The 24,589-nt window shown below is 61.3% G+C and carries 16 protein-coding genes and 1 pseudogene; 10 read left to right on the plus strand and 7 right to left on the minus strand.

Annotated features, from left to right (window positions below):
• Positions 1-3: 3 nt before the first annotated feature.
• On the plus strand, positions 4-2,304 hold the full coding sequence (locus DX909_RS09000) for a hypothetical protein (protein ID WP_128544806.1): 2,301 nt from the start codon (positions 4-6) through the stop codon (positions 2,302-2,304).
• Positions 2,305-2,328: 24 nt separating this feature from the next.
• Positions 2,329-3,417 (plus strand): hypothetical protein, encoded by a 1,089-nt coding sequence (locus tag DX909_RS09005; RefSeq protein ID WP_128544807.1) that lies wholly within the window; start codon positions 2,329-2,331, stop codon positions 3,415-3,417.
• A 26-nt stretch (positions 3,418-3,443) separates the two neighbouring features.
• On the opposite strand, the gene DX909_RS09010 is transcribed toward DX909_RS09005, so the two are convergent.
• Together DX909_RS09010 and DX909_RS09015 are read right to left on the minus strand one after the other, a co-directional pair.
• Entirely contained in the window at positions 3,444-5,894 is a 2,451-nt protein-coding gene (locus tag DX909_RS09010; RefSeq protein ID WP_128544808.1) for a TonB-dependent receptor, read from the minus strand.
• Positions 5,895-5,921: 27 nt separating this feature from the next.
• Positions 5,922-8,378: an outer membrane beta-barrel family protein gene (locus DX909_RS09015; protein ID WP_128544809.1), complete on the minus strand. Its 2,457-nt coding sequence runs from the start codon at positions 8,376-8,378 to the stop codon at positions 5,922-5,924.
• 194 nt (positions 8,379-8,572) lie between these two features.
• Here DX909_RS09015 and DX909_RS09020 point away from each other — a divergent pair, with 194 nt between their 5' ends.
• On the plus strand, positions 8,573-9,247 hold the full coding sequence (locus DX909_RS09020; protein WP_128544810.1) for a YdcF family protein: 675 nt from the start codon (positions 8,573-8,575) through the stop codon (positions 9,245-9,247).
• A gap of 19 nt (positions 9,248-9,266) precedes the next feature.
• Here the strand turns inward: DX909_RS09020 and DX909_RS09025 are convergent, their stop codons facing one another.
• Positions 9,267-9,653 (minus strand): response regulator transcription factor, encoded by a 387-nt coding sequence (locus tag DX909_RS09025; RefSeq protein WP_128544811.1) that lies wholly within the window; start codon positions 9,651-9,653, stop codon positions 9,267-9,269.
• Positions 9,654-9,942: 289 nt separating this feature from the next.
• On the opposite strand from DX909_RS09025, the gene DX909_RS09030 reads away from it, so the two are divergent.
• The 3 genes from DX909_RS09030 to DX909_RS09040 all read left to right on the plus strand — a co-directional run bounded on the left by DX909_RS09030 (position 9,943) and on the right by DX909_RS09040 (position 13,298).
• Positions 9,943-11,481 carry a hypothetical protein gene (locus DX909_RS09030; RefSeq protein ID WP_128544812.1) on the plus strand — a complete coding sequence of 513 codons (1,539 nt, stop codon included), beginning with the start codon at positions 9,943-9,945 and terminating at the stop codon, positions 11,479-11,481.
• A 204-nt stretch (positions 11,482-11,685) separates the two neighbouring features.
• A complete protein-coding gene (locus DX909_RS09035; protein ID WP_128544813.1) occupies positions 11,686-12,522 on the plus strand; it encodes a hypothetical protein in 837 nt (278 codons plus the stop codon).
• A gap of 65 nt (positions 12,523-12,587) precedes the next feature.
• Complete coding sequence (locus DX909_RS09040) at positions 12,588-13,298, plus strand: TerC family protein (RefSeq protein ID WP_128544814.1); 711 nt, start codon at positions 12,588-12,590, stop codon at positions 13,296-13,298.
• Between the two features lie 34 nt (positions 13,299-13,332).
• Here DX909_RS09040 and DX909_RS09045 read toward each other — a convergent pair whose 3' ends face one another.
• On the minus strand, positions 13,333-14,205 hold the full coding sequence (locus DX909_RS09045; protein WP_128544815.1) for a hypothetical protein: 873 nt from the start codon (positions 14,203-14,205) through the stop codon (positions 13,333-13,335).
• A gap of 368 nt (positions 14,206-14,573) precedes the next feature.
• On the opposite strand from DX909_RS09045, the gene DX909_RS09050 reads away from it, so the two are divergent.
• On the plus strand, positions 14,574-15,101 hold the full coding sequence (locus DX909_RS09050) for a DUF3592 domain-containing protein (RefSeq protein ID WP_128544816.1): 528 nt from the start codon (positions 14,574-14,576) through the stop codon (positions 15,099-15,101).
• A 61-nt stretch (positions 15,102-15,162) separates the two neighbouring features.
• On the opposite strand, the gene DX909_RS09055 is transcribed toward DX909_RS09050, so the two are convergent.
• The 3 genes from DX909_RS09055 to DX909_RS09065 all read right to left on the minus strand — a co-directional run bounded on the left by DX909_RS09055 (position 15,163) and on the right by DX909_RS09065 (position 20,161).
• On the minus strand, positions 15,163-16,251 hold the full coding sequence (locus DX909_RS09055; protein ID WP_128544817.1) for a hypothetical protein: 1,089 nt from the start codon (positions 16,249-16,251) through the stop codon (positions 15,163-15,165).
• A gap of 89 nt (positions 16,252-16,340) precedes the next feature.
• Positions 16,341-19,403, minus strand: a complete 3,063-nt coding sequence (locus DX909_RS09060) for a ligand-binding sensor domain-containing protein (protein ID WP_128544818.1) — start codon at positions 19,401-19,403, stop codon at positions 16,341-16,343.
• A complete protein-coding gene (locus DX909_RS09065; RefSeq protein ID WP_128544819.1) occupies positions 19,388-20,161 on the minus strand; it encodes a LytR/AlgR family response regulator transcription factor in 774 nt (257 codons plus the stop codon). Before DX909_RS09065 ends, DX909_RS09060 begins: the two co-directional genes overlap by 16 nt.
• A gap of 255 nt (positions 20,162-20,416) precedes the next feature.
• Here DX909_RS09065 and DX909_RS09070 point away from each other — a divergent pair, with 255 nt between their 5' ends.
• The 3 genes and pseudogenes from DX909_RS09070 to nadE all read left to right on the plus strand — a co-directional run bounded on the left by DX909_RS09070 (position 20,417) and on the right by nadE (position 24,551).
• Positions 20,417-20,821 (plus strand): globin domain-containing protein, encoded by a 405-nt coding sequence (locus tag DX909_RS09070; RefSeq protein WP_128544820.1) that lies wholly within the window; start codon positions 20,417-20,419, stop codon positions 20,819-20,821.
• Between the two features lie 122 nt (positions 20,822-20,943).
• Positions 20,944-22,410 (plus strand): annotated as a pseudogene (locus tag DX909_RS09075) (nicotinate phosphoribosyltransferase).
• 116 nt (positions 22,411-22,526) lie between these two features.
• On the plus strand, positions 22,527-24,551 hold the full coding sequence (gene nadE, locus DX909_RS09080; RefSeq protein WP_128544821.1) for an NAD(+) synthase: 2,025 nt from the start codon (positions 22,527-22,529) through the stop codon (positions 24,549-24,551).
• The last annotated feature ends 38 nt before the right edge of the window (positions 24,552-24,589 follow it).

The following is a 24,589-nucleotide window of genomic DNA, read 5'->3' on the forward strand; positions in this document are numbered from 1 at the left end:
ACCATGCTGGACCTGGCAAAACCCTTAGGCATTCACGAAGGACTGATCTTTTACGGCGATCACGAGCTGACCGACTTGGTCTATTACTTCCCCGACGAGGTCAGTCTGGCGCCCCAGCGGGCCCCGGCCGGCGGTCCGTCGGACTTTTACGAGCTGTTCTTTCAGATGTTTTCGGAAGGCGACATCGTGGAGGGCGATCTCGACGACCTGCGCAAAACGGCGGGGTCCATCCTGTCGCTGGGCGTCCAGTGTACCGTCTCGCCCGACCGGCTGGAGAAGGCCGTCGAAAAGCTGAAGGGCACCGGCATCTTCCCGGATTCGCTGCGGGCCACAGTGCCGCCCTGGAAAGACGGCACCGTCAACCTGATGGCCCTCGATGCCATCACCGGCCGCAACGAATCGATGGGGCAGGACGCCTTCGTGAAGAGCATCATCGGATCACTGAAGCCCTCGCTGATGTCCAACGACCTGAAAAGCATCTTCAACCTCCGGCTCGACCGCCGGGGCACGGCCCTGATCCTGGGGGCGCTGGAAGGCGATACGGGCAACGTAGCCGGGGTGCTGTACGACCTGAAATACACCGCCATCCGGCCCGCCCTCGACCTCCGCATCTGGGCCAACCTCGGCCGGTGTTACGACAGCGTCTCCCACCAGCTCGGCATCAAGGCCGAGTTTACCTACGGCGTCAAGTTTTCCCTCGGGGCCGAGCTGAACTGGCTCACCAAAAAGATGGAGGAGGACGGCGACCTGAAGATCGAGGTGCTCAGCCAGGCCGAAGACCCCGAAACGAAGAGGATGATGGACGAAATGGTCAAGGACTTCAAGGAGAGCATTCTCCGCGAAATGTTCCGGCCGTATGTCAACCCCGACTCCGTCAACATTCCGAACCTGACGAGCCTGGTGCCGGTGGTGGGCGTCTCCTACAAATTCACGAAGGAACGGATCACGCACGACAAGGTCATCGAGGCCGATTACCGGGAGCGTTCGGCGGTGGTCCGGACGCACAACCCGCAGTCGCACCTGTGGGTGCTGGGCCGGCAGATTGCCGCCAACCGGGATAAATACATCCAGCGGGTGGTCTTCAGCGACCTCTGGCGCGAACAGTCGCTCTCCATTGAGCTGGTCCACGACTTTACGAAACCGGAGGCCGACCTGCTCAGCGCCGAGGTGGTGATCTGGCGGGCGAAGGAGGGCCTCCGGGCCGATGCGCCCGCCGGGCGGTTCGCCGTCCCGGAAACCGCCGACCCGCTGAAAAGCCTGACCTTCCACAAAGACAACAACCGCAGGACGTCCATCGCCTGGCTGTACGAAAAAGGCGAGCCGGTGGGGTATTTTTACCAGATCCGGTTTCTGTACCGGGGTCAGACCGCGGGCATCAGCAGCCCGACCGAAATCCTGACCACCCCCCAGTTCAGCACCAACGAGAACCTGGTCATCTTCCCGGATACCTACACTTTCATCAAACGGATCGAGGTGCGCGACGGCAATATCAACCTGGCGGAGTTCCGGGGAGTCGACGTGACGCTGCGGCTGAAGGATGCCGCCGACACCGTGCTCGATACGGAGGTCATCACGCTCAATCCGACGCTGAAAAATGCCGCCTGGACGGTGCGGGGCCGGGATAAAACCGCCCTGTTCATCGAAGCCGCCCGCGAATATCACTTTGCCGACGAGCGGCCGTCGGTCCGGACCGAGCCGGTGTATCTCCAGGACGACGAACTGATCGTGAACAAACCGTTCCAGCGGTCGCAGTTCTCGCTGATTCCGGTGGTGGCCGGGCGGAACGAGGCCATCAAGGAAATTCTGCTGGAAATCCGGGTCGAATCGCCGGACCTGGAGGAGCCCGTCAAAACCTTGTTCCGGCTGAAAGCCCCGGGCTTCGACAGCCCGGACCTCGGCATCAAACTGCAATCCGCGCAGGACAAACTCTTTTTCAAGGCCGGCGCCATCACCACCGACGGCACCGTGATCGACATCGACGAGGGGCCGGTGCTGACCAACGCCTTAGTGATCGACCTGAACCGGACGAACAACAACGAGGTGCGGTTCATCTGGCGGGGCCGGTCGCCGGAAGCGCTGGGACTCAAGAGCCTGCGGGTGGAACTGCGGGCGGTGGGAGCGGTCCCGGAAGAACTGGAACCGATCGAATTCCGGGGCAATCTGGTGCCGCAGCCGGTGGTCAGGATTTTTCCGAAAACCCAGAAGGTCGAGTGGCGGGCCTTCAAACGCTTCGAGGACGGCACGAAGGAAAAGAGCGAATTCAACGCCATCCTGGCCCGGGAAATCGTCATCGAGGCCGAGTAGCCCACAGGTATTTTTCAGAGAACCATGAAAACATACATTATCATCGTCGCCGGATACGACTACGCCAACGGGGGCGTCAACTTCGCCTACATCGCCGACAAACGGCGGCTGTACCTCCAGCAGCAGAACCCGTCCTGGGCCAACGACCCCGACGTGGTCTTCGTCCGCTTCGACGTGAAGGCCGGCAAAATTGAGCGGAACACCTCCAACGGTACCTCCCGCTCCTGGAGCCCGGATTCGGGCAGCTTCACGGCCATCAACCGCTCCACCCATTACCAGAGCGAGCATTTCATTTCCGCCGACACGAACGTGCTGTCGATCACCGACGCCTACCGGTATGTGAGCAACCTCGGGGCGACCGAGCCCGGCACCGTCCGGGAGTTCAGCGTCATGGGCCACGGCTGGTACGGCGGGCCGGTACTGGTCAACTCCTTCGAGCGCAGCGAGTTTGCCGTCGGCGGCAGCCGCTACCCCGAGCGCGACCCCCGCGACAAGGACGGCCGCACGAAAGATTTTGCCCGCGAAAACATGAGCGACACCGACTGGGGCCATTTTCAGAACGCCTTCGCTTCCGACGGCTACTGCTGGGTCTGGGGCTGCGTCTTTACGCGGGCCTACTACAATACACTGTACAAGATCATGCAGACGCCCGCCTTCAAAAGCAAGGCCTTCGGCACCCATCAGGACAGCGACGCCTTCACCATCACCGTCAACGACTCCTTCGTCACCAGCTATTACGACGCAGACCGGACGTTTTTTCCGCGCGACAATAACGAACGCACCTTCACCCGTACCCTGCTGGAACTGAAGACCTTCCTGAAGCGCGGGATGCGCCGGGCCTACCCGGGCAAGTTCGCGGGCGACACGGGCATCGAATGCCGGGCGGCTTTTCTCGGCACCTACTCGGATTACGAACGGGCCTATCCCGGACACAACCCCACCCATGCCGTCATGATCGTTCCCCGGCACGTCGGTGCCTACGGCACGGATTTTACCAAAACCATCAACTTCTTCAAGACCTATCTGGGTATGCCCGAAGACCCCGAAAACCGGGGCTACGGCGTCTATACGAATGCCATGGTGAACCAGTGGTGGAGCGAAACCACCGTGTAGGACGCCCGAAACCGGTAGCCTGCCCGTCAGCTGCGGACACGGCTCTGTTCGGATTCGGAGCCGCCCGTCTGCCGCAGCCGGAGGGTTTGGCCCCGACTGAAGCGGTAGGACAGCGAAATCGTGGCGACCCGGCTGTCGAGGTAGCTGAACCAGCGCGCCGACGAATTGGACAGGCTCTGGATGAAGCCCTCGACCTGGTTGGTATAGAAAACGTCGCTCACGGCCAGCTTCAGGGTGCCCTTGTCCTTCCAGACTTTTTTCGCCACCCCCAGGCGGACGTTGCCGATCGGCGAGATGGTGAACTGGCCGACGTACAGCCGCGTCTGGTACGACCCGCCCAGCTCGGCGCTCCAGGTCGAGCTGAGCCGGAACTGACTGGTCGGGGCCACCTGCCAGTAGGTGCCGGCATTGTCGAGTTTCTGCTGGTAAAGATTCGCCCGGTAGCGGTTGTACATCACTTCGGTATAGAACTGGACGGTCCACCAGGGCGCCGGTTTCAGCGTGCCGTTCACCGACAGGCCGAACCCGGTCTGACGGCCGATGTTGCCCGGCCGGCTGTAGAAGACCGTTCCGCCCTGTTCTATGGTCTCAAAGATGACGTCCCGCACCCGGTTGTACTGAAGCGTAGTGGTGATGGTATTGTTGAATGCGTGCGATAGCTCGATGTGGTCCGAGAAGGTCGGGCGCAGGAACGGGTTGCCGCCGTAGAGGGTGAACCGGTCAAGCGGGTAAATGAACGGGTTCATGTCCTGATAATTCGGCCGGTCGATCCGCCGGCCGTAGGAGAAAGTGAGCTGGTGTTTTCCCGCCGAGTCGAGCGGATGGCTGACGTACAGGGTCGGAAACAGGTTGTCGTACCTCCGCCGGAACGACGAATCGGCCACCGCCTGATTGCCGAGCTGGTTGCCCCGGATGGCGGTATTCTCGAACCGCAGACCCGCCTGCACCGACAGCCGTTTGCCCTGATAGCTGTAGTTCAGATACCCCGCCTGGATGCGTTCGTTGTAAATGAAATGGTTGGAAAATTCGTAGTTCGGTGACCGCTCCTGCCCCACCACGTCGAAAAATTCCGCCACGTTGTCGGTCCGGATATCGCTGCGTTTCAGCCCCGCTTCCAGCTTGTGGCCCCCGCTCAGCGGATGCACATAGTCGGCTTTGACGGTGCGGATGGCAATGGTCGCAGGCAGCGACGACTCCAGCAGGGTATTGGCCGAGCCACCGCCCTCCTCCCGCACGTCGTTCGCCAGCGACTGGTCCTGGGCATTCCGGTACCGGATGAAATCCACGTTGGCCGACAACTCCCGCCCGGTGCTGTCGAATTTATGCGCGTAGTTGAGGTTCAGGCTCCGGTTGGTCAGGCGCCGGTCGGCCAGGCTCAGGGCTTCCACCCGGGACGTCACCGTGTTCTGCGCATCCAGCACCTGCGCCGTGTTGGTGATGTGGGACTCGGAAGGATTACGGAATCCGTTGACGACCAGCCCCAGGGTCGATTTTTTGGAGATATACCAGTCGACGCCGGCTTTGAGGCCGGCGCTGCCGAGTTTCCGCCGGATGTAGGAGTTCTGGGTGAAGGAGGAATTCAACGCCCCCGCCGGCGTAAAATATTCCCGCCAGATGGTCAGGTCCTGATAGGTATTGGTGACGCTCAGGCCCCCGTTGGCGAAGAAATTCAGGTTGTTCCGGCGATAATTGAGGTTCAGGCTGTTGTTGCTGCGCCGGTAGCGGCCCTGGCCGTAGCTCAGGTTGAAGCCGCCGTTCAGGCCCCGGGTGCGGGTCTTTTTCAGCCGGATGTTGATGACCCCGGCATTCCCGGCGGCATCGTATCTGGCCGGCGGGTTGGTCATGATCTCGATGGTTTCGATGGAGCCGGAGGGCAGCGAACGCAGGTAGTTGGCCAGCTCGGACGCGGGCAGGTAGGTGGGTTTGTCGTCCACGAAAATCATCACCCCGGCCCGGCCTTTCAGGCTGATGGTTCCGTTGGCGTCCACCTGCACGCCCGGCGACTTCTCCAGCACGTCGAGCGCATGGGTTCCGGCGTTGCTGATCAGGGCCTCCGGGTTCACGACCACCCGGTCGATCTTCTGCTCCACGAAGGGCTTCTGCGCCACCACCCGAACTTCGTTCAGCGTTCTATCGGCCGTTTTCATCACCAGATCGGGCAGGGAAACGGCGGGCGTCTGCGCATCGAGCGTCAGCGGGTCACTCAGCAGGGTCTGGTAGCCCAGATAACTGACCGACACCCGGAACGTGCCGGCCGGGAGCGCCGTCAGGGCGAAGGTACCGGTCGCTTCGGTCAAAGCCGCCTTGACAAGGGCCGAGTCCTTCGCGGCCAGGAGCGACACCACCGCCCCCTCCACCGGCCGGGCATCCGGACCGGCCACGCGGCCCCGGACGGAGAAAGACTGTGCTGTAACGGAGCGGGTGGTAAAAAACAGCATCACCGCCGAAAGGCTGAGAAATCGAAGAAAGATGTTCATAATCAGGTTGATGGTCAGTGGAAAGGATTAATTCGTACGGCGCTGTTCGTCTTCGCTGCCGCTGCGGGTCTGGCTGGAAATTTTCAGTTTCTGGTTGCCGAGCTGGTACGAGAAGGCCAGCCGGACGGTCCGGCTTTCGCGCCGGGACACCCAGTCGAGGTCGGTCAGGCCGTGGTGGATGGCCCCGCCGACCCGGCTCGTAAAAAAGAGGTCGGTGGCGTTCAGGCGGAGGGTGGCCCGCTTTTTCAGGAACTGCTTCTGCGCCCCGACCGACACCTGCCCGTCGCTGAGATACCGGGTCATGCCGTCGATGCGCGGGGAGTTGTAAACACCGGAAAGTTCAGCCGTGATGCCGCCGGGCAGCCGGAAAGAATGGCTCATGTTGAGGTTGGCCGCCGGCCCCCAGTCGTTCAGCGGCTCGTTCTGAACCACGGCCTCATAGACGTTCACGAAGGCGCTGACCGACGTCCGGAAGCTCCACCAGGCCGTCGGTTTCAGCGGGAAGCCGGCCGTCAGGTTGTAGCTGTCCATCCGGCGCAGGTTGGCCGGCCCGTAGCGCAGCTGCTCCCCGCGCTGCTCGTTGATGTGGGCGATCACGTCGCGGGTCCGGCTGTAGCCGAAGCTGAGGCTGGTTTCGTTCTTATAGATATAGCCGACCTCGAACGCCTGCGTATACTGCGGTTGCAGATAAGGGTCGCCCTCGAAGTAGGAATAGCTGTCCGATACGTAGACGAACGGGTTCAGATTCTGATAGTTAGGCCGGTCGATCCGGCGGCTGAAGGCATACCGGAACTGATGGTCCCGCCCGGCCTTCCAGGTCAGCAGCACGTTCGGAAACAGATTCAGATACCGCCGTTCGACCACCTGCCCCAGCGTCACGGAATGGCCCTTCGAGTGGGTGTATTCCGCCCGCAGCCCGGCCTGAAGTGACCACTTCGCCCCCTCGTGGGAGCCGGTCAGGTAGGCGGCATGGACGGTTTCGTCGTAGACGAAGTGGTTGGTTCGGCCGGAGTCGGGCTGCCAGACGCCGTCGGTCAGGTTCTCGAAACGCAGGTCGTTGTCGGTCCGCACGAGGCTGCTTTTCCAGCCGGCTTCCAGTCGGGTGGCTTTGCCCAGCGGGTGCGTATAGTCGGCTTTGGCGGAACGGATCGTGATGTCCGAGGGCGAACGATTGCGTTGGTAGCGGGTCGGGAACGGCGTCGGTTCGGCGGACTCGGCCAGCCGGGTGATCATGTTGTCGCGGGTATCGACCCGCACGGCGGCATAATCGAGGTCGGCGCTCAGGCTGCGGCCCGTCGAGTCGAAGCGGTGCCGGACATTCACGTTCCCGACGAAGCGACTCAGGTCGCGGGCGGAGGCATTGGTGAAGTTCACCGTCCGTAGGAAACGGCCGTCGGGCTGATACAGCAGGTTGTCGTTGTCGATGCGCGCCCGGTTGCCGGTCACACTCCCGGATACCGACCCCCCGAGGGCGGTCCGGCGGCTCAGGGGCAGGTCGGCCCCGGCCTTGTAGGTATGGTTCCGGATGGTGCCAGGCCGGTAAAACAGCGTTTTCAGCCCCAGCCGCCCGGCCGATTCGGGTAGCACCCGCCGGCCTTCAAGGCTGCTCCACTGCCGGCGGTAATCATAGGTATAGTTTCCGTACAGACTCAACCCCCGCGCCGACTGGTGACTTACCAGCAGGCCCGCCCCGGCTTTGGCAAACCGGCCGTAACCGCCCGTCAGGCTGAGGCTGCCGTTGGTTCCGGCCGGTTTTCCCGGCTCCGCCGTAGCTCCTTTCCGGCCGGGTTCGGAGCGAGGGCGGCTTTGTTTCATGCGGATGTTGATCAGGCCTGCATTGCCGGCCGCATCGAAGCGGGCCGACGGTTTGGTAGTGATCTCGATGGTTTCGATGGAACCGGCGGGCGTACTGCGCAGCAGATTGACCAGATCGGTCGTCGAGAGGTAGGTCGGTTTGTCGTCCATCAGCAGCAGGACGCCGTCGCGGCCCTGGAGGAGAATCCGCTCGTTCTGAAGATCGACCACCACGCCCGGCGCGCGTTCCAGCACCTCCAGAGCCGTGCCGCCGGCCGCCAGCGGGCTGCTCTCCACGTTCAGGACGGTGCGGTCGGGAAACTGCTCGACGAAGGGTTTGACGGCCCGGACGTTCACCTCGGCCAGCGTGTTGCCGGTGTCGGTGAGGTGCAGGTCGGGAATGGTCAGCCGAACGACGCCGGGCGCCACCGAAATTACGGCAGGCCGGCTCGTGCCCTGCCCCACCAGCGAGGCCGTCAGCGCATACCGGCCCGGGTCCACCGCCTGAAACCGGTACGTTCCCGCACTGTCGCCAACCGTACCGGTCTGAAGGGTGGAGTCGGTGGTGCTGCGCAGACGGACCGTGGCGAAGGGAGCCGGCCGACCGGCCGGATCGAGCACGCGCCCGACCAGCGTGGCCGCCGGGGCGGTCTGCCCCTGAACGACGGCTACCGATCCGAGCAGCCCCATCAGACAGAAAGCAAAAAAGCAAGGTATGGAAGAAGGATTCACACTGCAACATATCGCCCGGACCCTTCGCCTGAAAACCGGATTTTCTGAATTGCGCACAATTCAGTCCCAACTGTTTTTTTATCTGACTGAACGGGAAAAGGCTCAAACCGCCGGCATTCCCTATCTTCGCGGGCGGAATACCTCGACGACGCATGACGAACGGAACCCTCTCCCCGCCGATTTACGAACTGGCCCTCAAACTCTGGAATTACCACCATACGAATCAGCCGCTGGAAAAGGCGGACGCCATTCTGGTGCTGTGCAGCCACGACACCCGGGTGGCCGAACGGGCCGCCGATCTGTTTCTGGAAGGCTGGGCGCCCCGGCTGATCTTTTCCGGCGGGCTGGGCGTCATCACCCGCTTCATGTGGACCGAACCGGAAGCCGACCTGTTCGCCCGCATCGCCCGCGAGCGGGGGGTGCCGGCCGAGCGGATCCTTATTGAAAACCAGTCGAGTAACACCGGCGAAAACGTGCTGTTTACCAAACGGCTGCTGACGGAGCGGGGCATCGAAGCCGAAACCTTCATCGTGGTACAGAAGCCGTATATGGAACGCCGGAGCTATGCAACATTCCGGAAAGTATGGCCCGAAAAAAAGGTGATCGTGACCTCCCCCCAGGACTCGTTCGACGCCTATCTGAGCAAATACACCAATCCGGCCCTGACGCCGGACGACGTCATCAGCATCATGGTCGGGGATCTGCAACGGATCAGACTCTACCCGGACAAGGGCTTCCAGATCCCGCAGGAGATCCCGGACGACGTCTGGGCAGCTTACGAAGCGCTGGTAGCCGCCGGCTACGACCGCCACCTGGCCTCGGCGTAGGAAAAAGTCGGTCCCAAGGTCAGTTCACCGGCATAGCCTGCGGCACTTCTTCGATCAGCACCTGCATCCGGTTCGTCAGTTCGGCGGCCGTGAAAGGCTTTTCCAGCGAGCCGTCGGCCAGGGTGGTCGTGCCGTCTTTCCGGAAGGGGGCCAGGTCATCCGCGATGACCAGGATGGGCACCTGACCGTCGTACCGCTGCCGCAGCGACTGCACGATTTCGGGACCGGTGGCGTCGGGCAGCGTCAGGTCCGCCAGAATCAGCTCGGGGCGCTGCTCACAGAACAGCAGATCGGCCATGCGCAGCGTATGGGCCACCTGCACCGAGTAGCCGGCTTTTTCCAGAAAATTCCTGCACATCCGCTGCTGGAGCAGATCATCTTCGATATAGAGAACGTAGGGAGTCATTCGTATCCAGGTTAAAGGCTATACCCGGTCTACGGCAAAGATGGTGCAATACCCGACCGACCGGCCGAAGAAGTGAGTTTCCGGTATTCAGGCCGACGGGGGCCGGGAGAACGGGGCAAGGGGTGATCGAGGTTTGCCGAACCGTTGGCTCATTGGTCGCAGCCCCTTCCCATTTGGTCGGCCCGGAAGCGCGTTCCTTCCGGGCCGACCGTCTGTTTTAAGCGGCTGTTTCTCTCCGGCTTACCTTTGCCGACAGTCGGATTCAAACAACATCTGCACCATCGAACGCATGAAAAAAATCCTGTCCGTGCTGGGGCTGACGGCCGCGCTCGTCGCCTGCCACCGGATCGACCTTTCTCCCGTTCAGGAGACGGCCGGTTCGCCGGAGAAAAACAACACCATCCCGGGGACGGCCGGGCGGACCGCCGGGCAACCCGGGACCGCCTTCACCACCGGCCGGCCGGCGCCCCTGACCGGCTTCACCCTTTCCAGAAATGCCGCCGGAACCTATGATATCGTCTTCCGGTATGACGGCCGGGAGTCGGAAACCGTCCAGGGAATCGGCCTGCGGGAAGCGGCCAGAATCAACGATCTGCTCCGGTGGGAACAGCCGGTCGACTACGAAATCAACCGGAACCTGATCGTAAAGTGGGAGGGGCTGGGCGGTCAGGCGGCCTCCGCCCTGCCGGACCTGTTCGCCTGGTTGCAGGCAAATCCCAAAATCGCCGGGAGCATCGTCTGGGAGGACGGCACCGGCATTCGCTCGTGGCCGTCCTGGAGCGCCCTCCAGCAAACCCAGCTCTGGGTGGCCTTCCAGAAAGCCTGGCAGGGCAGTTCCATCTATGTGCCGGAGATCCCTGCCAACCTGCTGACCCACGCCGACGACGAGGGGGCGACCACCGTCTACTCGGTCAATCATGCCTGGGGGTATTTCCGGGCCAGCGTCGGCCACGCCTTAGCCCTTGAACTGGGCCATCGGGTCAGCTGGTCGGTGCTGGATTATTCGGACCAGCAGCTGGCGCAGCTGTTCAGCGGCCGGGAGATGTTCTACTGGAACGATTCTCCGCAGGGCTATTTGCTCAGCAGCGGCTATCATGGCGCGGTGACGCCGGGACCGCCCCTGAAAAGTTACCAGTTTATGAAAGATAACGGCATGATCAGCCCGGTTCGGCTGACGACCATCAGCCGGGCCGTCAACTGGGCCCGCTTCAATCTGACGCACTATCTGGGCAGGAATTCTGCCGGGAATATGGAGGCCCACTGGCAATACCGGGGGGCGGCTCCGATGGCCCGCGTCCTGAGCGGCACCCTCAATCCGGAAAGGCCGGAATTCGGCCTGCGGCACTGGACGGCGGGCTGCGGAGGCACGGCCGGGTTCTTCCGGATGCTGCTGCGGTCGGTGAACATCCCGGTAAAAATGGTCTTCGGCGGGGACCATGCCCAGGTCTGGTTCATGTCTGACAACTATTACCTGGACCATGCCGATGCGCCTTATGATGCCAAAACCAAGTATGCTTCGATCGGGGCCGGGGAGCTACTGATTCACAAGAGCCGGTACGAGCAGTGGTTCGGCCCCAACTTTACCGATGAGCAGGAATTGAAAAACGTCGGTCGCCGGTCCCGGGAGCTGGCGATTGCCTATCTCCCCAATTACGTACTGAATAAATATTGCGAGGATATGCAGGCCGGCAAGAGCCATGCGGACGGATACGTGTATGAAATGCTCTCCAAGAACTACACCGTCGCCCAGCTGGAGGCCCAGAATTTCTGGGGACGGATGGATGCCAAAATCTACCTGATGGGCGGCTGTTCGGCGATTCCGGATTAGGCCGGGAATGCCTAATCCGGCCGACACGTGGGCACCCTGACGCTCCGGCAGGTCCATAAAGGAATTCGCCACCGGCCGCCCGACGCGGCTTTGGAAATCAGCCAACTCATTTTTTATCAGGCCGTTTACAACCGTTTCCCCTTCAACCCGGTCTATACGTTTCGAGAGCCATTCTCATATGACACACCTTTAACCTTAGAAAGAATGCGTTTCCTGTACCGGTGCCTCCTGCCCCTTGGTTTTATCGTCTTTTTCGGGTCCTGTTCCGTGCAGGATCATGTCAACCCCAACGAGCCGGCGTCCTGCCGCATGAGCCTGCGCCTGAGCGCGCTCGCTTCCCTGCTGCTGCCGCCCGGCCAGACCGTCGCCGTCGGCGAGCAGGCTTTGTCGGACGTGTCGGGCTATTTCGAGGTCCGGGAGATCATCCAGGTCGACGGGCGGTCGTATGCGGTCGGCTGGAAATCGGACGTCTACCGGATCGGGGCCGAAGACAGCAATACTTCGTATGAATACGACGCGCAGGGCCGGGTCAAAAAGACGGTTCAGCACCTGAAGCGGCCGTCCTGGGACATCACGACGGAGTATGAATACTTCCCGACGGAGGTAAAACTGACCGTTACGGACGACCGGCACATCTACCCGGTGCCGCCTGTATATACAAAGATATTACCGCTGAACGCCCAGGGCTATGTGATCGATACGAACGTGACCTACAACGCCGAGGGGTATGTGATCCGGCGGGGGCCGATTACCTACGAAATCGAGAACGGGAACGTGGTCAAGGGCGAAGGACTCCGGTATGAATACGATTTAAGCCGGCCGAACCCGGTTCCCGATCCGATCACGATCTACGGCCGGCCGAACCGCAACCTGCGGACGAGGGCTTATCCGGACCCGGCCAACCCGCCTGCCGAATATGGTCATCACTATATCTACTATCCGAACGGCCGGCTGAAATACGAGATCTTTACGAGTAAATACCCGGACCAGGAACGGGTCGGCATCCAGATCAACGGGTATGAGTGGGCCTGTACGCAGTGAGGGCTCCGGAAACAGATCGGGTGTGGTTCGGTTATGGATAAAGAACTGCACCCGATCCAACTCCGATGGACATCGTCAACAACCTGGTTCCCCTGCTGACCCTGATCGTACTGGAAATCATTCTGGGCATCGACAACATCATTTTCATTTCCATTCTCGCCGACAAACTCCCGGCCGGACAGCAGGACCGGCTGCGGTACTGGGGGATCGGCCTGGCCATGTTCATGCGGCTAGGCCTGCTGGCGCTGATCAGCTGGATCATGCGGCTCGACCAGACGCTGTTCACGGTCGCCGGGGTCGATTTCAGCGGCAAAGGGCTGATTCTGATTGCCGGAGGCCTCTTTCTAATCTACAAAAGTACGAAGGAGATCTACCATAAAGCCGAGCTGAACGACGACGCCAACGCCCCGGGGGCCGTCAAAGCCACTTTCGGGCAGCTTCTGACGCAGGTGCTCATCCTGGACCTGGTGTTCTCCATCGACTCCATCATTACGGCGGTCGGGATGGTCGATGAGTTGTGGGTGATGTATACGGCCGTGGTGGTTACGGTGCTCATCATGCTCATAGCCTCCAAACCGATCAGTTCGTTCATCAGCAAACATCCTTCGTTCAAGATTCTGGCGCTCTGTTTCCTGCTGATGATCGGGATGTCGCTGGTGGCCGAGGGGCTGCATTTCGAGATTCCCAAAGGCTACATTTATTTCTCGATGGCCTTCGCTTTCCTGGTCGACGTTATCCAGATGAAAACCGTCCCGGCCAGACCGGCCGGCAAGTAACATCCCCGGCCCCATCAGGGGCCGGGAAGTACCCTCAGAAACCGGGCAGAAGGGTTTTGAACTCGAAGGGAATGGTCTTTTTGAAGATCTTCGTGTTCCCGTCGTACACGTCCATGGAGGTAACGTAGCCGTCGGCCGCGAGTTTGTAGACGTAGTATTCCTTCTGCGCCGGGTTGCCCGCCGATTCCAGCGTACAGGACCGGATCAGGTGCTTACGGAACGAGCCGAACACCCGCATATACGTATCCAGCGGCAGGAAATTGATATTGGGGTTCAGTTCATAAAAGTCCGTCTGCGGAGCGCCCGAATACGGCTTGTCGTAGCTGAAGGTATACTGATGCACCAGCACTTCGCTGAAGTAGGATTTGACGACCGAAAGCTCACCGTCCGCGTTGTAAAAGAAGGCGTAGGAAGCCGTATAGTTAAATTTCGGATCGTTGGTCTGGCGGACCAGGCTGGAAAGTCTCCCGTCGGCATTGTAATAGGCCAGGTAGATGCTCGGCCGGACGTAGGCGTTCCCCTTATCGTCGTAGGTGTACTCCTTCATATCCAGCTTCGTACACCGACCCTGTCCGTTCAGAAAATACCGCACGATCAGCCGGACTTTACCGCCCTGCCTGAGCGTATAGAGCGTTTCTCCGCTGCCGTAGATATACGTCTTCTCCGTGTAGCCGTCTGCCGCTTTCACCAGCCGCTTCTGGGCGTCATAGGTCAGAACCATGTTCCCGTGTTTGATCAGCTGGTGCGGGGTGGTGAAGACCGGCAGGTCGGCGGAGACGGCCGCGGCCACCCGGGCCTGCGGAGCGGAAGTGGAATGCGAGGCAGCGGGCATAACATCAGCCTCTTTCTGACAGGACGTCAGGCCGGCCGCAGCGACGACGGCCAGGGAAAACAGAATGCGTTTCATTAGTAGTGTGGTGTTGGTTTGTGAAAAGGTCTTCGGCCGCCTGGCCGATCGACGGTGCAAAAGTGGGGAGCCGGAAAGCGGTCTTTCAAAAATTTCACCTTCAACCGCGACTCCGGACGGATGAATCGTCGGCTACGGCAAACGAACGATCAAAACCGGCCAAAACGGCCTGAAAACACTGCATCTGGGAAAATGAGACGCGCAGAACCGGATCGCCGGACCGCCGGATCGCCGGATCGCCGGGCCGCGACTCATCGGAATTTCTGCGCCATTAGTGCGACATTCCCCGCCCTTCAGTATATCATCTTTGACCGGAGGGGTCGGCCGGGTATAGATTTGGGGTATAAACCTCGAAACGACAACTACTCATGACGATCCTCACCTTTTGTCTGACGCTGGATGCCCTGCTTCTGCTGGCCGGTGTTTACGGTTTTTCCACCGGTTCCCTTTCCTCCACCCCGCCCACGATTCTGTCGGCCGTCTTCGGTTTCATCGGCCTGAACATGCTGACGGGGAGCCTGTACAGTTACCATAAAACCCGCACCTGGCTGGCCGACACGGTCCGCACCTCCGGCGAGGTGATCGCTCACGAAGGCCGGGAGTCGACGGACAGCTTCAACCGGGAAACGAAGCGGGAGTATACCGTCTACTACCCCGTCGTTCGTTACCGGACGCAGACGGGCCAGACCGTTTCGTTCACTTCTTCGGTCGGCTCCTCCACCCCCGATCACCAGGTCGGCGAGGAGGTGGGCGTCCGGTACGTGCCCAACGACCCGGGGAGCGCCCGGGTCGACGAATTTTTCAGCCTCTGGCTGGTCCCGCTGGTATTGACCTGCCTCGGCGCCGGCATGATCATCGCGTCGCTCGGACTATCCTGTGAATGCCTTGCGCCCTAATCCCCTCCCCCTGTAGGACCCTAACAACAAACGCGCTGTCATCCAGCGCGTTTGTTGTTTTCTACCGTTTCCGGTGCCGGGCCAGCCAGTCGTCCACGACCCGGGTTATATCGAACTTTACGTCTTTGAACCGCTCGGGCGGGGTAGTATCGAGGGCCTTCCGAAGCCGGAGTACGGTCGGGTAAAAATCGACGCCCTGGTTCTGAAACTGTTCGTCGATGGCCCGCAGCATCCGGTCGATGCCGTACGAATCGAAACTCCAGTGCTGGAGGTTATTGCTGTCGCGGATGTCGGCGGTAATGGTGCGGGCCATCCATCCGATGCTTTCGTTGAGGGCTGCGGCAAACGCCCGGGTGTCGGTAACGCGGTTGCCGTCCAGAAAATAATACACTTCCCGGTAATAATTCGGGTTCTGAAGCACCTTCAGGATTTCGCCTTCGTAGTCGGCATGGGTCTTCATTTTGGCGAGAGCCGCCTGCCGGACGGTGTCGGCCTGATGGCGGGTGGTATGTACCAGCAGGAACACGATCGGGTCCTGGGGCTTCTGCGAGTCGATAAACGCCAGGGTCTGCTGCTGCCAGCGGTCTTCCTGCTCCTGCCGGCCGGCCACCTGGGCCTGGAACTGCCGGCCCGAATCCCGGAAGTAGCCTACCACCAGACCGGCGCTGAAGACCGCGCCGACGATCAGCCCGGCAAAAAAAGAGCCCTTGTAGGCGGCCGGCGACACACTGCTCTGCCAGGCCGGGCTGAGGGACACCAGGCAGGCCGCCAGCCACAGCAGCGGAATCCAGGTCTGCCCCTGCGCCAGCGCCAGCCAGCGCAGAAACTGGGGGTAGGTGTGGTCGTCGCTGCTGTGCCACTCCCACTTGAACACCGCGCAGAAAAAGGTCGTGGCCGCGATGCACAGCCAGGCCGCCAGCACCGTACCGGTACGGAGGCCCGGGTTCCCGGCCACCCAGTGAAAACCGCCTTTCGACAGAATCGTAATCGTCAGGGCCAGGCTGCCGACGGCGAAGCCGAGGCCCAGAAACGCCAGCCCCAGGCCATATCCCATGGCGCTGTCGCCCACCAGGGTTGGTTTGGACGCCGTCAGCAGCGACAGTCCCAGACAGAACAGGGCGGTAATCGCCAGAAGAATATAGCCGAACATAGGGGTATGGTTTACACTCCGTCAAAAATGGAACGCCGGCCCTTCGGTTGCAACCGGAAATGTACAACTGACGTAAAACGGCCGACCGCTTACAGCAGGGGGACTTTCACCGTAAATTCGGCTTCCGTTTCGACCACCTGAATCGGCCGGCTGCCGAGATACCGGTACAGCGACCGGAGGCTGACCAGCCCCTGTTTGTTCGACGTCTCGACGAAGCTTTTCCTCTGCAGGTTATTGCTGACGCACAGGCAGTCGTCCTCGGTATAGACCCGGATCACGAGCGGGCTCTCCTCGTCGATGGTGTTGTGCTTGATGGCGTTTTCCAGAAGGTTCTGGATCGTCACCGGCACGATCAGCCGGGTCCGGAAGCCGGCCGGCACGTCGGTAGGGATCTGCAGGGCGTCGTCGAAGCGGGAAATCTGGAGATCGATGTAGTTCTGGACAAAGGCGAGTTCCTCCTCCAGCGTGACGAGTTCCTTGTCTTTATTCTGCAGAATATACCGGTAAATGATCGACAGCTTCCGCAGGAACGTCGACGCCTGACGCGGGTCGATATGAATCAGACTGTTGAGCGAGGTCAGGCTGTTGAACAGGAAGTGCGGGTTGAGGTGGTTGATCAGGTTCTGGTACTGAATCTCCGTCTTGTCGCGCTCAAGGCGGGTGGCCTGTACCTGGAGGTCGTGCAGGCGCTCGGTCTGGTCGGCGCGGTACCGCAGAAAGCCGACCACCAGCCCCACCGCCAGCAGCACCAGCAGCCCCCGAAACCAGATTTTCTGATGCAGATAGGTATCGATGTGAATGGGCAGCGTGCCGATGGCCGTCTGCCGCCCGTCGGCCGTCACGCCCTTGACCCGGAACGTGTAGTTGCCCCCCGGCAGCCGGCTGTAAACGGCGTAACGGTCGTTGCCGGCCGGTTTCCAGCCTTCGTATCCATCCAGCTGATAATAGTAGTCGAAAGGAGCCTGCGAAGCCGAGGTGATGGCTCCGAAATGGACGGTAAACCCGGACTCTCCCGCTTTCAGGTCGAGGCCGGCCAGACCGCGGTGGTTGAGCCAGACGGAATCGCCTACGCTGACCTGGCTGATCAGAACCCGGTCGGGCAGGAAGGCGGGTCGGTCGGCCAGCTTTTCCGGCGAAAACTCGACCAGATACCCCTTCAGCGCACCCAGAATATGGCCGTTGCGAAGCGGAAACAGCTGATTGACGTATTCCAGATTGTCCGGACTGTAGGGCAGCGAAAAGTTGACGAACCGGTTCGTGCGGGGCGAGAAGATCGAGAATTTGCTGAACCCGCCGACCCAGACGTTTCCAAACCGGTCGGGCAGGGCCGCCAGACAATGGTCGTAGGCCAGCCCTTCGCTCTGGGTCCAGTAGGTATACCGGCGGCTTTTCGGATGGTAGCGCAGCAGGCCGTATCCGTTGGTACTCATCCAGAAATTGCCCTGCCGGTCCTCGGAAATCGAGGTCACGCTGTTTTCGTAAGGATTATCGCGGGACCGTTCATCGACCAGAAAGGCTTTCCGTTCCGGCGAAAACCGGGCGAGGCCGCCCGGATAAAGATCGACCCAGAGCGCCCCCTGCCGGTCTTTCAGAAAGGTGCTGAGCATGAAAGAGCCCTGGTCATCCGTCGGCACGACCGGGAACGATTCCCACTGCCCGGTGGGAATGTGGTACCGGAACGCCCGTTTGGATTCGCCCGACGCCCACAGGTACCTGCCCTCTTTCAGGATGTTCCAGAGCCGCGCCTTTTGCTGCCGGATGGGGGCCGGCCGCGGCAGTTCCGAGAAGGTTTTGCGCTTTTTGTGGAACGTGTAGAGGGCGGTTTCTCCGGCCACGTACAGCGTATCGCCCGCGGGAACGAGCGCGGAAATCACCTGTCCGTACGGCCGCTCGGGCGTGGCATTGGGCAGTTTGTAGACGTCGAGCCGGTTGGTCCGGGGAAAATAATGCAGCAGACCGCGGATCGACGTGCCCAGCCACCACGACCCGTCCGGGTCCTCCACGAAACAGATGATGCCCCGTTCGTCGTTCAGGGCCGGAAACTGCGCGCCGGGGTTGTAAACGGTGTAAAAAGCCCGCTCGGGGTTGGTGATCGAAATGCCGTTGACGGTGCCGAGCCAGACCGAGCCGTCGGGGTGCTGCCATCCCGCCCAGAAAAAACTGCCCGCAATGGAAGTGGGCCGGGCCTCGTCGTGGTGCAGTTCGGTGATCCGGTCCGTATCGGCCGCAATGTGAAACAGAAGGTAATTCCACGAGCTGGTCCAGAGGTTGTGCTGCCGGTCCACAAAAATGGTCGCGATTTCGAAAACGTCACGCTTCTCCCGGCTGCTGACGGGGGTCATCGTTTTCAGAATCCGGCGCCGGGTCAGGCTGTAGACGACGATCCGGCGGGCGTCGTTGTCCGCGAAGATGAGCCGGTCGCCGTCCAGCGCCAGCGCCGACACGTAATGACCGGTGAAGACGGGAAGCTGTTCCGGGTTGTCGGCGGGGCCGGTAAAACGCCGACGGTCGATATCGAAATAATGCAGGCCGTGCCGCTGCGCGATCCAGAGGCCGTTGCGGGTGGGGTCTTCCAGCAGGCCGTTCTTGGGAGTCAGGTGCAGGGCGGTCGGCGGGGCGCCGGTTTTGTTCAGGAGGAAGCGCTCGATGCGGCCCGTCCGGGCGTCGTACCGGTGCAATCCCGCCCTTTCACTCGTAAACCAGACGTTGCCCCGGCGGTCGGTCAGGATGTTGCTGCAGAAGCCCAGCGGGTGCCCGTCGACGGCGGTGATGTTCCGGAACCGGCCGGTTGCCTTGTCATACCGGCTGATTCCGTTGTCGACCGCCATCCAGAGGTTTCCCTGCCGGTCTTCGCAGAGGTCATGGACGGTATTGTTCAGCAGGGACTGATCGTCGGTCCGTTGGCGCCGGAAGGTCGTGAACCGGTGGCCGTCGTACCGGTTCAGCCCGTCAAACGTCCCGATCCACAGAAAGCCGTCCCGGTCCTGCAGAAAGCAGTTGATCATGTTGAACGAAATACCGTCTTTCTCCTGAAGGTGCTGAAATTCAAACTGATCCGGACGAATCTGGGCGTGCAGCGACCCGGCCGCGCCGACCAGCCAGAGCAGCAGCCAGACCCGGACCGCAGCGCGGAGGCTCACTTCTCCAGCCATTTTTTGAACGAGGGGGCTTTGTCGCGGCTGATCTCGATGTCGATGGGGTGGTTGGGCGCTTTCAGTTTCAGGCTCAGTTTCAGGTTGGCCAGCCCCCGCACCTGCTGCACGGCGTCGATGTTGACGATGCACTGGCGGTTGGCGCGGTAGAACTGGTGGGGGTCGAGCAGCATTTCGATCTGGTCGAGGGTATCGTAATCCAGAATGTACCGCTCTCCGGTATGGGTGATCATAAAATTGAGCTGGTCGCGGGTGAAATAGGCGATTTCCGACACTTTGACCGGTATCCAACTGTTCCGGGCGTTGCCCAGGAAATGCTCCTTGTAGGAGGCCCGGGCGGCCGTGGGGGCGTTGATGACCGCCAGCAGCTTCTGCACGTCGAGGGCCGGGGCCGAGCGGGCGCTTACCAGCGCCCGGGCCTTCTCGATGGCCCGCTTCAGTTCGTCGAGGTCGACGGGTTTGAGCAGGTAATCGATGCCGTTGACCTTGAAGGCCTGGATGGCGTATTCGTTGTAGGCCGTCGTGAAGATCACGGGACACGCCAGCCGGAATTGCTCGAAGATGTGGAAACTGACCCCGTCGGCCAGCTGCACGTCCGCGAAGATCAGGTCGGGCTCCGCGTTTTCGGCAAACCAGCGCAGGGCGGTTTTGACGCTGCCGACCGTGCCGATGATCCGCAGGTCGGGGGCCACTTCGGCAATGCTGGCGGCCAGTTCGAGAGCCACTAATTTTTCGTCTTCGATGATAAGCGCATTCATAACCGGAAAGAGTGAAACGGTGGCTTCAAGTTTCGTTTTTTTGCCCGTTTCTGCAAAAAATAGGCGACGAACCGTCGGCCGGGGCGACGAATGACGCAGAAACGGCCTTCAACCGTCGGGTCCGGCCCCCACGCAACTGAGCGGCTCGCACCGGCGACTGAACCGAAAAAACCGGCCACTCGTGGTAAAATTTTAGGAGATATACGCAGAACATCGGTGCTTTGTACCGCTGATTCCCCAAACACCCATGCGCCCATGACGGACCAACACATTCAGACGGTCAGGAAATCCTGGCGGCTACTGCGGGAAGTAGACCCGCACCTGCTGGGGGAGGTGTTTTATAAACGGCTGTTTCTGAAATACCCGGCCACCCGTTCCCTGTTCAAAGGGTCGATGACCGAACAATACGAAAAATTCGTCGTCATGCTCAGTTTCATCGTGGCCCGCATCGACCGCTTCGACCTCATCCGGGCCGAAGTCGCCGATCTGGCCCGGCGGCACGAAGGCTACGGCGTCAAACCTGCCCATTACGCGTTGGTCGGCGATGCCCTGCTCTGGACGCTCGAACAGGGGCTGGGGCATGACTGGAACGAGGACGTCCGGCGGGCCTGGCAGGCCTGCTACCAGACGCTGACCGAGGCTATGCTGGAGAAGGTTTAAAGGGCCTTCCCGCAGCCGTCGGCGGCAAACCGGGCGGCTTTCGGCAAATCTCCGAACAATTCGCGGGGGAAGCGGCTTGTTACGACAGGGTGCGTGCCGTGAGGCCCTTTGACCCCGAAGCGATGATCCGACCCTTGTATTCCACCTCCCTCAGCCTGCTGACCGACCTCTACCAGATCACAATGGCCTACGGCTACTGGAAATCGGGAACGGCCGACCGGGAAGCCGTTTTTAACCTGTATTTCCGAAAACATCCGTTTCAGGGCGGGTTTACGATAGCCGCCGGCCTTTCGGGCGTCATCGACTATCTGAACGCCTTCACGTTCTCCGACGGCGACCTCGACTACCTGGCCGGTCTGACCGGCACCGACCACCGACCCCTGTTCGACCCGGCTTTTCTCGACTACCTCCGCACCTTTCGGTTCACGGGCGACATCGACGCGGTGCCGGAAGGAACGGCGGTTTTTCCGAACGAGCCGCTGGTCCGGGTGCAGGGGCCGATTCTGCAATGCCAGCTGCTGGAAACCCCGCTGCTGACGATGATCAACTTCGAATCGCTGATCGCCACCAAAGCCGCCCGGATCCGGCAGGCGGCCGGTTCGGATACGGTGCTGGAATTCGGCCTCCGGCGGGCGCAGGGCATCGACGGCGGCATGACGGCCAGCCGGGCCGCCTACATCGGGGGCTGCGACGCCACCTCCAACGTGCTGGCGGGCAAGCTCTACGGCATCCCGGTGCGCGGCACCCACGCCCACAGCTGGGTGATGTCCTTTGGGAGCGAGCCGGAAGCCTTCGACGTCTACACCGACGTGCTGCCCAACAACGTCACCCTGCTGGTCGATACCTACGACACGATCCAGGGCGTGAAAAACGCCATCGAAGCGGGCCGGAAGCTCCGCGACCGGGGGTACCGGTTTTCGGGCATCCGGCTCGACTCCGGCGACCTGGCCTACCTGAGCATCGAAGCCCGCCGGCTGCTCGACGAAGCCGGTTTTGCGGATACCGCCATCGTCGGCAGCAACGACCTCGACGAACACCTGATCGCCAGCCTGAAAAACCAGGGCGCCCGGATCAACGTCTGGGGCATCGGCACCAAACTCGTCACCGCCTACGACCAGCCCGCCCTCGGGGGCGTCTACAAACTGGCGGCCATCCGCAAACCGGACGGGGCCTGGGATTACCGGCTCAAACTATCGGAACAGGCCGTGAAGATTTCGACACCGGGGATTCAGCAGGTCCGCCGGTTCCGCGACGAGCGGGGATTTACGGCCGATATGATCTACAACCTGGAGACTTCCCCTTCCGGCCCCGCCACGATGGTCGATCCCTATGATTTCACGCGCCGGCGGAGCTTCGGGACGGAAACCGGATTCGAGGACCTGCTGGTGCCGGTGTTCCGGAAAGGAAGGTAGGTCTATGAACGCCCCGGCCTCGAAGCCGTCCGCAGCCGTGTCCGCGAGCAGCTGGCCGGCTTTCACCCCGGCATCAAACGGTTCACCAACCCGCACACCTACCCGGTTGGGCTGGAGCAGGGCCTGTACGACCTGAAAACCGGGCTGATCCTGAAACTGCGGCAGAAGGCGTCCTGAAGCGTCGGTGGGGAGCGGCAAAAAGCGGCATTTGCCGGGATGGGTGCGGGGATGTGACTTTTTCTCCCAAAATTTGTTCCTGAAGTATCTACATAACCGAACGCGGAGAAACCTCCATGAAATTAATCAAAGTTGCAGCCGGTGTCGTAAACCAGATCCCGATGGCCTGGGAACACAACCGACGGACCATCATCGACGCCATCGACGAGGCCAAACGCCAGCAGGTCAGCATCCTGTGCCTGCCCGAACTCTGCATCACCGGCTACGGGTGCGAAGATATGTTCTTCTCGCACGACGTGATGGAACAGGCCAAACAGAGCCTGCTGGAGATCGTGCCGCATACGGACGGCATTATCGTGGCCGTCAGCCTCCCGCTCCGGCTGGCCAATAACCGCACCTACGACACGGCCTGCCTCATCGCCAACAAGCGGATTCTGGGCTTCGTCTGCAAGCAGGTGCTGGCCAACAACGGCATCCACTACGAAACCCGCTGGTTCCAGCCCTGGACGCCCGGCGTCCGCGATGAAATCCAGATCGGCGAATTCTCCTACCCGGTCGGCGACCTGGTGTTCGACGTATCGGGCGTCCGGATCGGATTTGAAATCTGCGAGGACGCCTGGATCGCGGGCCGGCCGGGCCGCAACCTCTACGAACGCGGGGTCGACATCATCCTGAATCCGAGCGCCAGCCACTTCGCCTTCTATAAATCGCACGTTCGGGAGCGATTCGTCATCGACGGCTCGCGGGCGTTCGGGGCCAGTTACATCTACTGCAACCTGCTGGGGAACGAGTCGGGCCGGGCCATCTTCGACGGCGACTCCATGATTGCCTCCAACGGGCAGCTGCTGGTGTCGGGGCCCCGGTTCAGCTACGCCGACCACCTGATCGTGACGGCAGTGATCGACGTGGACGACACCCGGCTGAGCCAGGCCCAGAACCGGGTCAATCTGGCGGCCCTGTCGCCCAACCTGCGCGTGCCGGCCCAGTTCGATTTCCCCCCGGTCAAACCGGTCGTTCAGAAAGCCGAGCTGGAATACTGGGAAAAGGACAGCCACCTCAAGGAAGAGGAATTTGCGCGGGCCGTGGCGCTGGCCCTGTTCGACTACCTGCGGAAAAGCCGCTCGCAGGGCTTCGTGCTGTCGCTGAGCGGGGGCGCCGACTCCTCCGCCATTGCCTCGCTGGTCTACCTGATGATCCGGCTGGCCGAAGAGAGCATCGGACTGGAAGCCTTCAAAAAGAAGCTGGGTTACATCAAAGCCATTCAGAATAAGAAGACCTCCGGCGAAATCTGCGAGGTGCTGCTGACGACGATCTACCAGGGCACCGAAAACAGTTCGAAGGACACGTACGACTCCGCCGAATCGCTGTCGAAGTCGATCCACGCGACGTTTTACAACATCAACATCAACGGGCTGGTCGAGACCTACACCCGGCTGATCGAGGAACAGCTCGGCCGTCAGCTCAGCTGGAAAACCGACGACGTGGCCCTCCAGAACATTCAGGCCCGCGTCCGCGCCCCGAGCGTCTGGATGCTGGCCAACATCCGGAATTCGCTGCTGCTGTCGACCTCCAACCGGTCGGAAGCCTCGGTGGGCTATGCCACCATGGACGGCGACACGGCGGGCAGCATCTCCCCCATCGCCGGGATCGACAAGCATTTCCTGCGCGGCTGGCTGCGCTGGCTCGAAAGCGAGGGCGTAGGCGGCACCATCAAAATCGCCGGCCTGAAGAACGTGAACGGCCTCCAGCCGACGGCCGAACTCCGCCCGCCCGACCAGAAACAGACCGACGAGGAGGACCTGATGCCCTACGATGTCCTGAACGGTATCGAGAAGTTCGCCATCCGGGATAAACTGTCGCCGAAGGAGGTCATGCAGAACATCGAGGTGGTGTTCGAGGGGCAGTACGACCGCGACAAACTGTATGTGTCGGTCGAGCGATTTTTCCGGCTCTGGGGCCGCAACCAGTGGAAGCGCGAACGCTATGCGCCCTCGTTTCACCTCGACGACGAAAACGTCGATCCCAAGACCTGGTGCCGCTTCCCGATTCTGAACAGCGGTTTCGAGAAGGAGCTGGCCGAACTGAAGGAATACGTGGAGGGGAAAGAAGGCGGAGGCCGCCGGGGACGAATCGGGTTCTGAAACCGGGATTTTGGACATTTTTCATCCCGACAGCCCGC

Source organism: Larkinella soli (genome assembly GCF_003703975.1).
In the GTDB taxonomy this organism is placed as follows: domain Bacteria; phylum Bacteroidota; class Bacteroidia; order Cytophagales; family Spirosomataceae; genus Larkinella; species Larkinella soli.

Coding starts and splice junctions, on each gene's coding strand:
- DX909_RS09060 (WP_128544818.1), bottom strand. CDS start 19,403: ATGGCTGGAGAAGTGAGCCTCCGCGCTGCGGTCCGGGTCTGGCTGCTG.
- DX909_RS09050 (WP_128544816.1), top strand. CDS start 14,574: ATGACGATCCTCACCTTTTGTCTGACGCTGGATGCCCTGCTTCTGCTG.
- DX909_RS09035 (WP_128544813.1), top strand. CDS start 11,686: ATGCGTTTCCTGTACCGGTGCCTCCTGCCCCTTGGTTTTATCGTCTTT.
- nadE (WP_128544821.1), top strand. CDS start 22,527: ATGAAATTAATCAAAGTTGCAGCCGGTGTCGTAAACCAGATCCCGATG.
- DX909_RS09065 (WP_128544819.1), bottom strand. CDS start 20,161: ATGAATGCGCTTATCATCGAAGACGAAAAATTAGTGGCTCTCGAACTG.
- DX909_RS09010 (WP_128544808.1), bottom strand. CDS start 5,894: ATGAACATCTTTCTTCGATTTCTCAGCCTTTCGGCGGTGATGCTGTTT.
- DX909_RS09020 (WP_128544810.1), top strand. CDS start 8,573: ATGACGAACGGAACCCTCTCCCCGCCGATTTACGAACTGGCCCTCAAA.
- DX909_RS09000 (WP_128544806.1), top strand. CDS start 4: ATGCTGGACCTGGCAAAACCCTTAGGCATTCACGAAGGACTGATCTTT.
- DX909_RS09040 (WP_128544814.1), top strand. CDS start 12,588: ATGGACATCGTCAACAACCTGGTTCCCCTGCTGACCCTGATCGTACTG.
- DX909_RS09005 (WP_128544807.1), top strand. CDS start 2,329: ATGAAAACATACATTATCATCGTCGCCGGATACGACTACGCCAACGGG.
- DX909_RS09030 (WP_128544812.1), top strand. CDS start 9,943: ATGAAAAAAATCCTGTCCGTGCTGGGGCTGACGGCCGCGCTCGTCGCC.
- DX909_RS09045 (WP_128544815.1), bottom strand. CDS start 14,205: ATGAAACGCATTCTGTTTTCCCTGGCCGTCGTCGCTGCGGCCGGCCTG.
- DX909_RS09025 (WP_128544811.1), bottom strand. CDS start 9,653: ATGACTCCCTACGTTCTCTATATCGAAGATGATCTGCTCCAGCAGCGG.
- DX909_RS09070 (WP_128544820.1), top strand. CDS start 20,417: ATGACGGACCAACACATTCAGACGGTCAGGAAATCCTGGCGGCTACTG.
- DX909_RS09015 (WP_128544809.1), bottom strand. CDS start 8,378: ATGGGGCTGCTCGGATCGGTAGCCGTCGTTCAGGGGCAGACCGCCCCG.
- DX909_RS09055 (WP_128544817.1), bottom strand. CDS start 16,251: ATGTTCGGCTATATTCTTCTGGCGATTACCGCCCTGTTCTGTCTGGGA.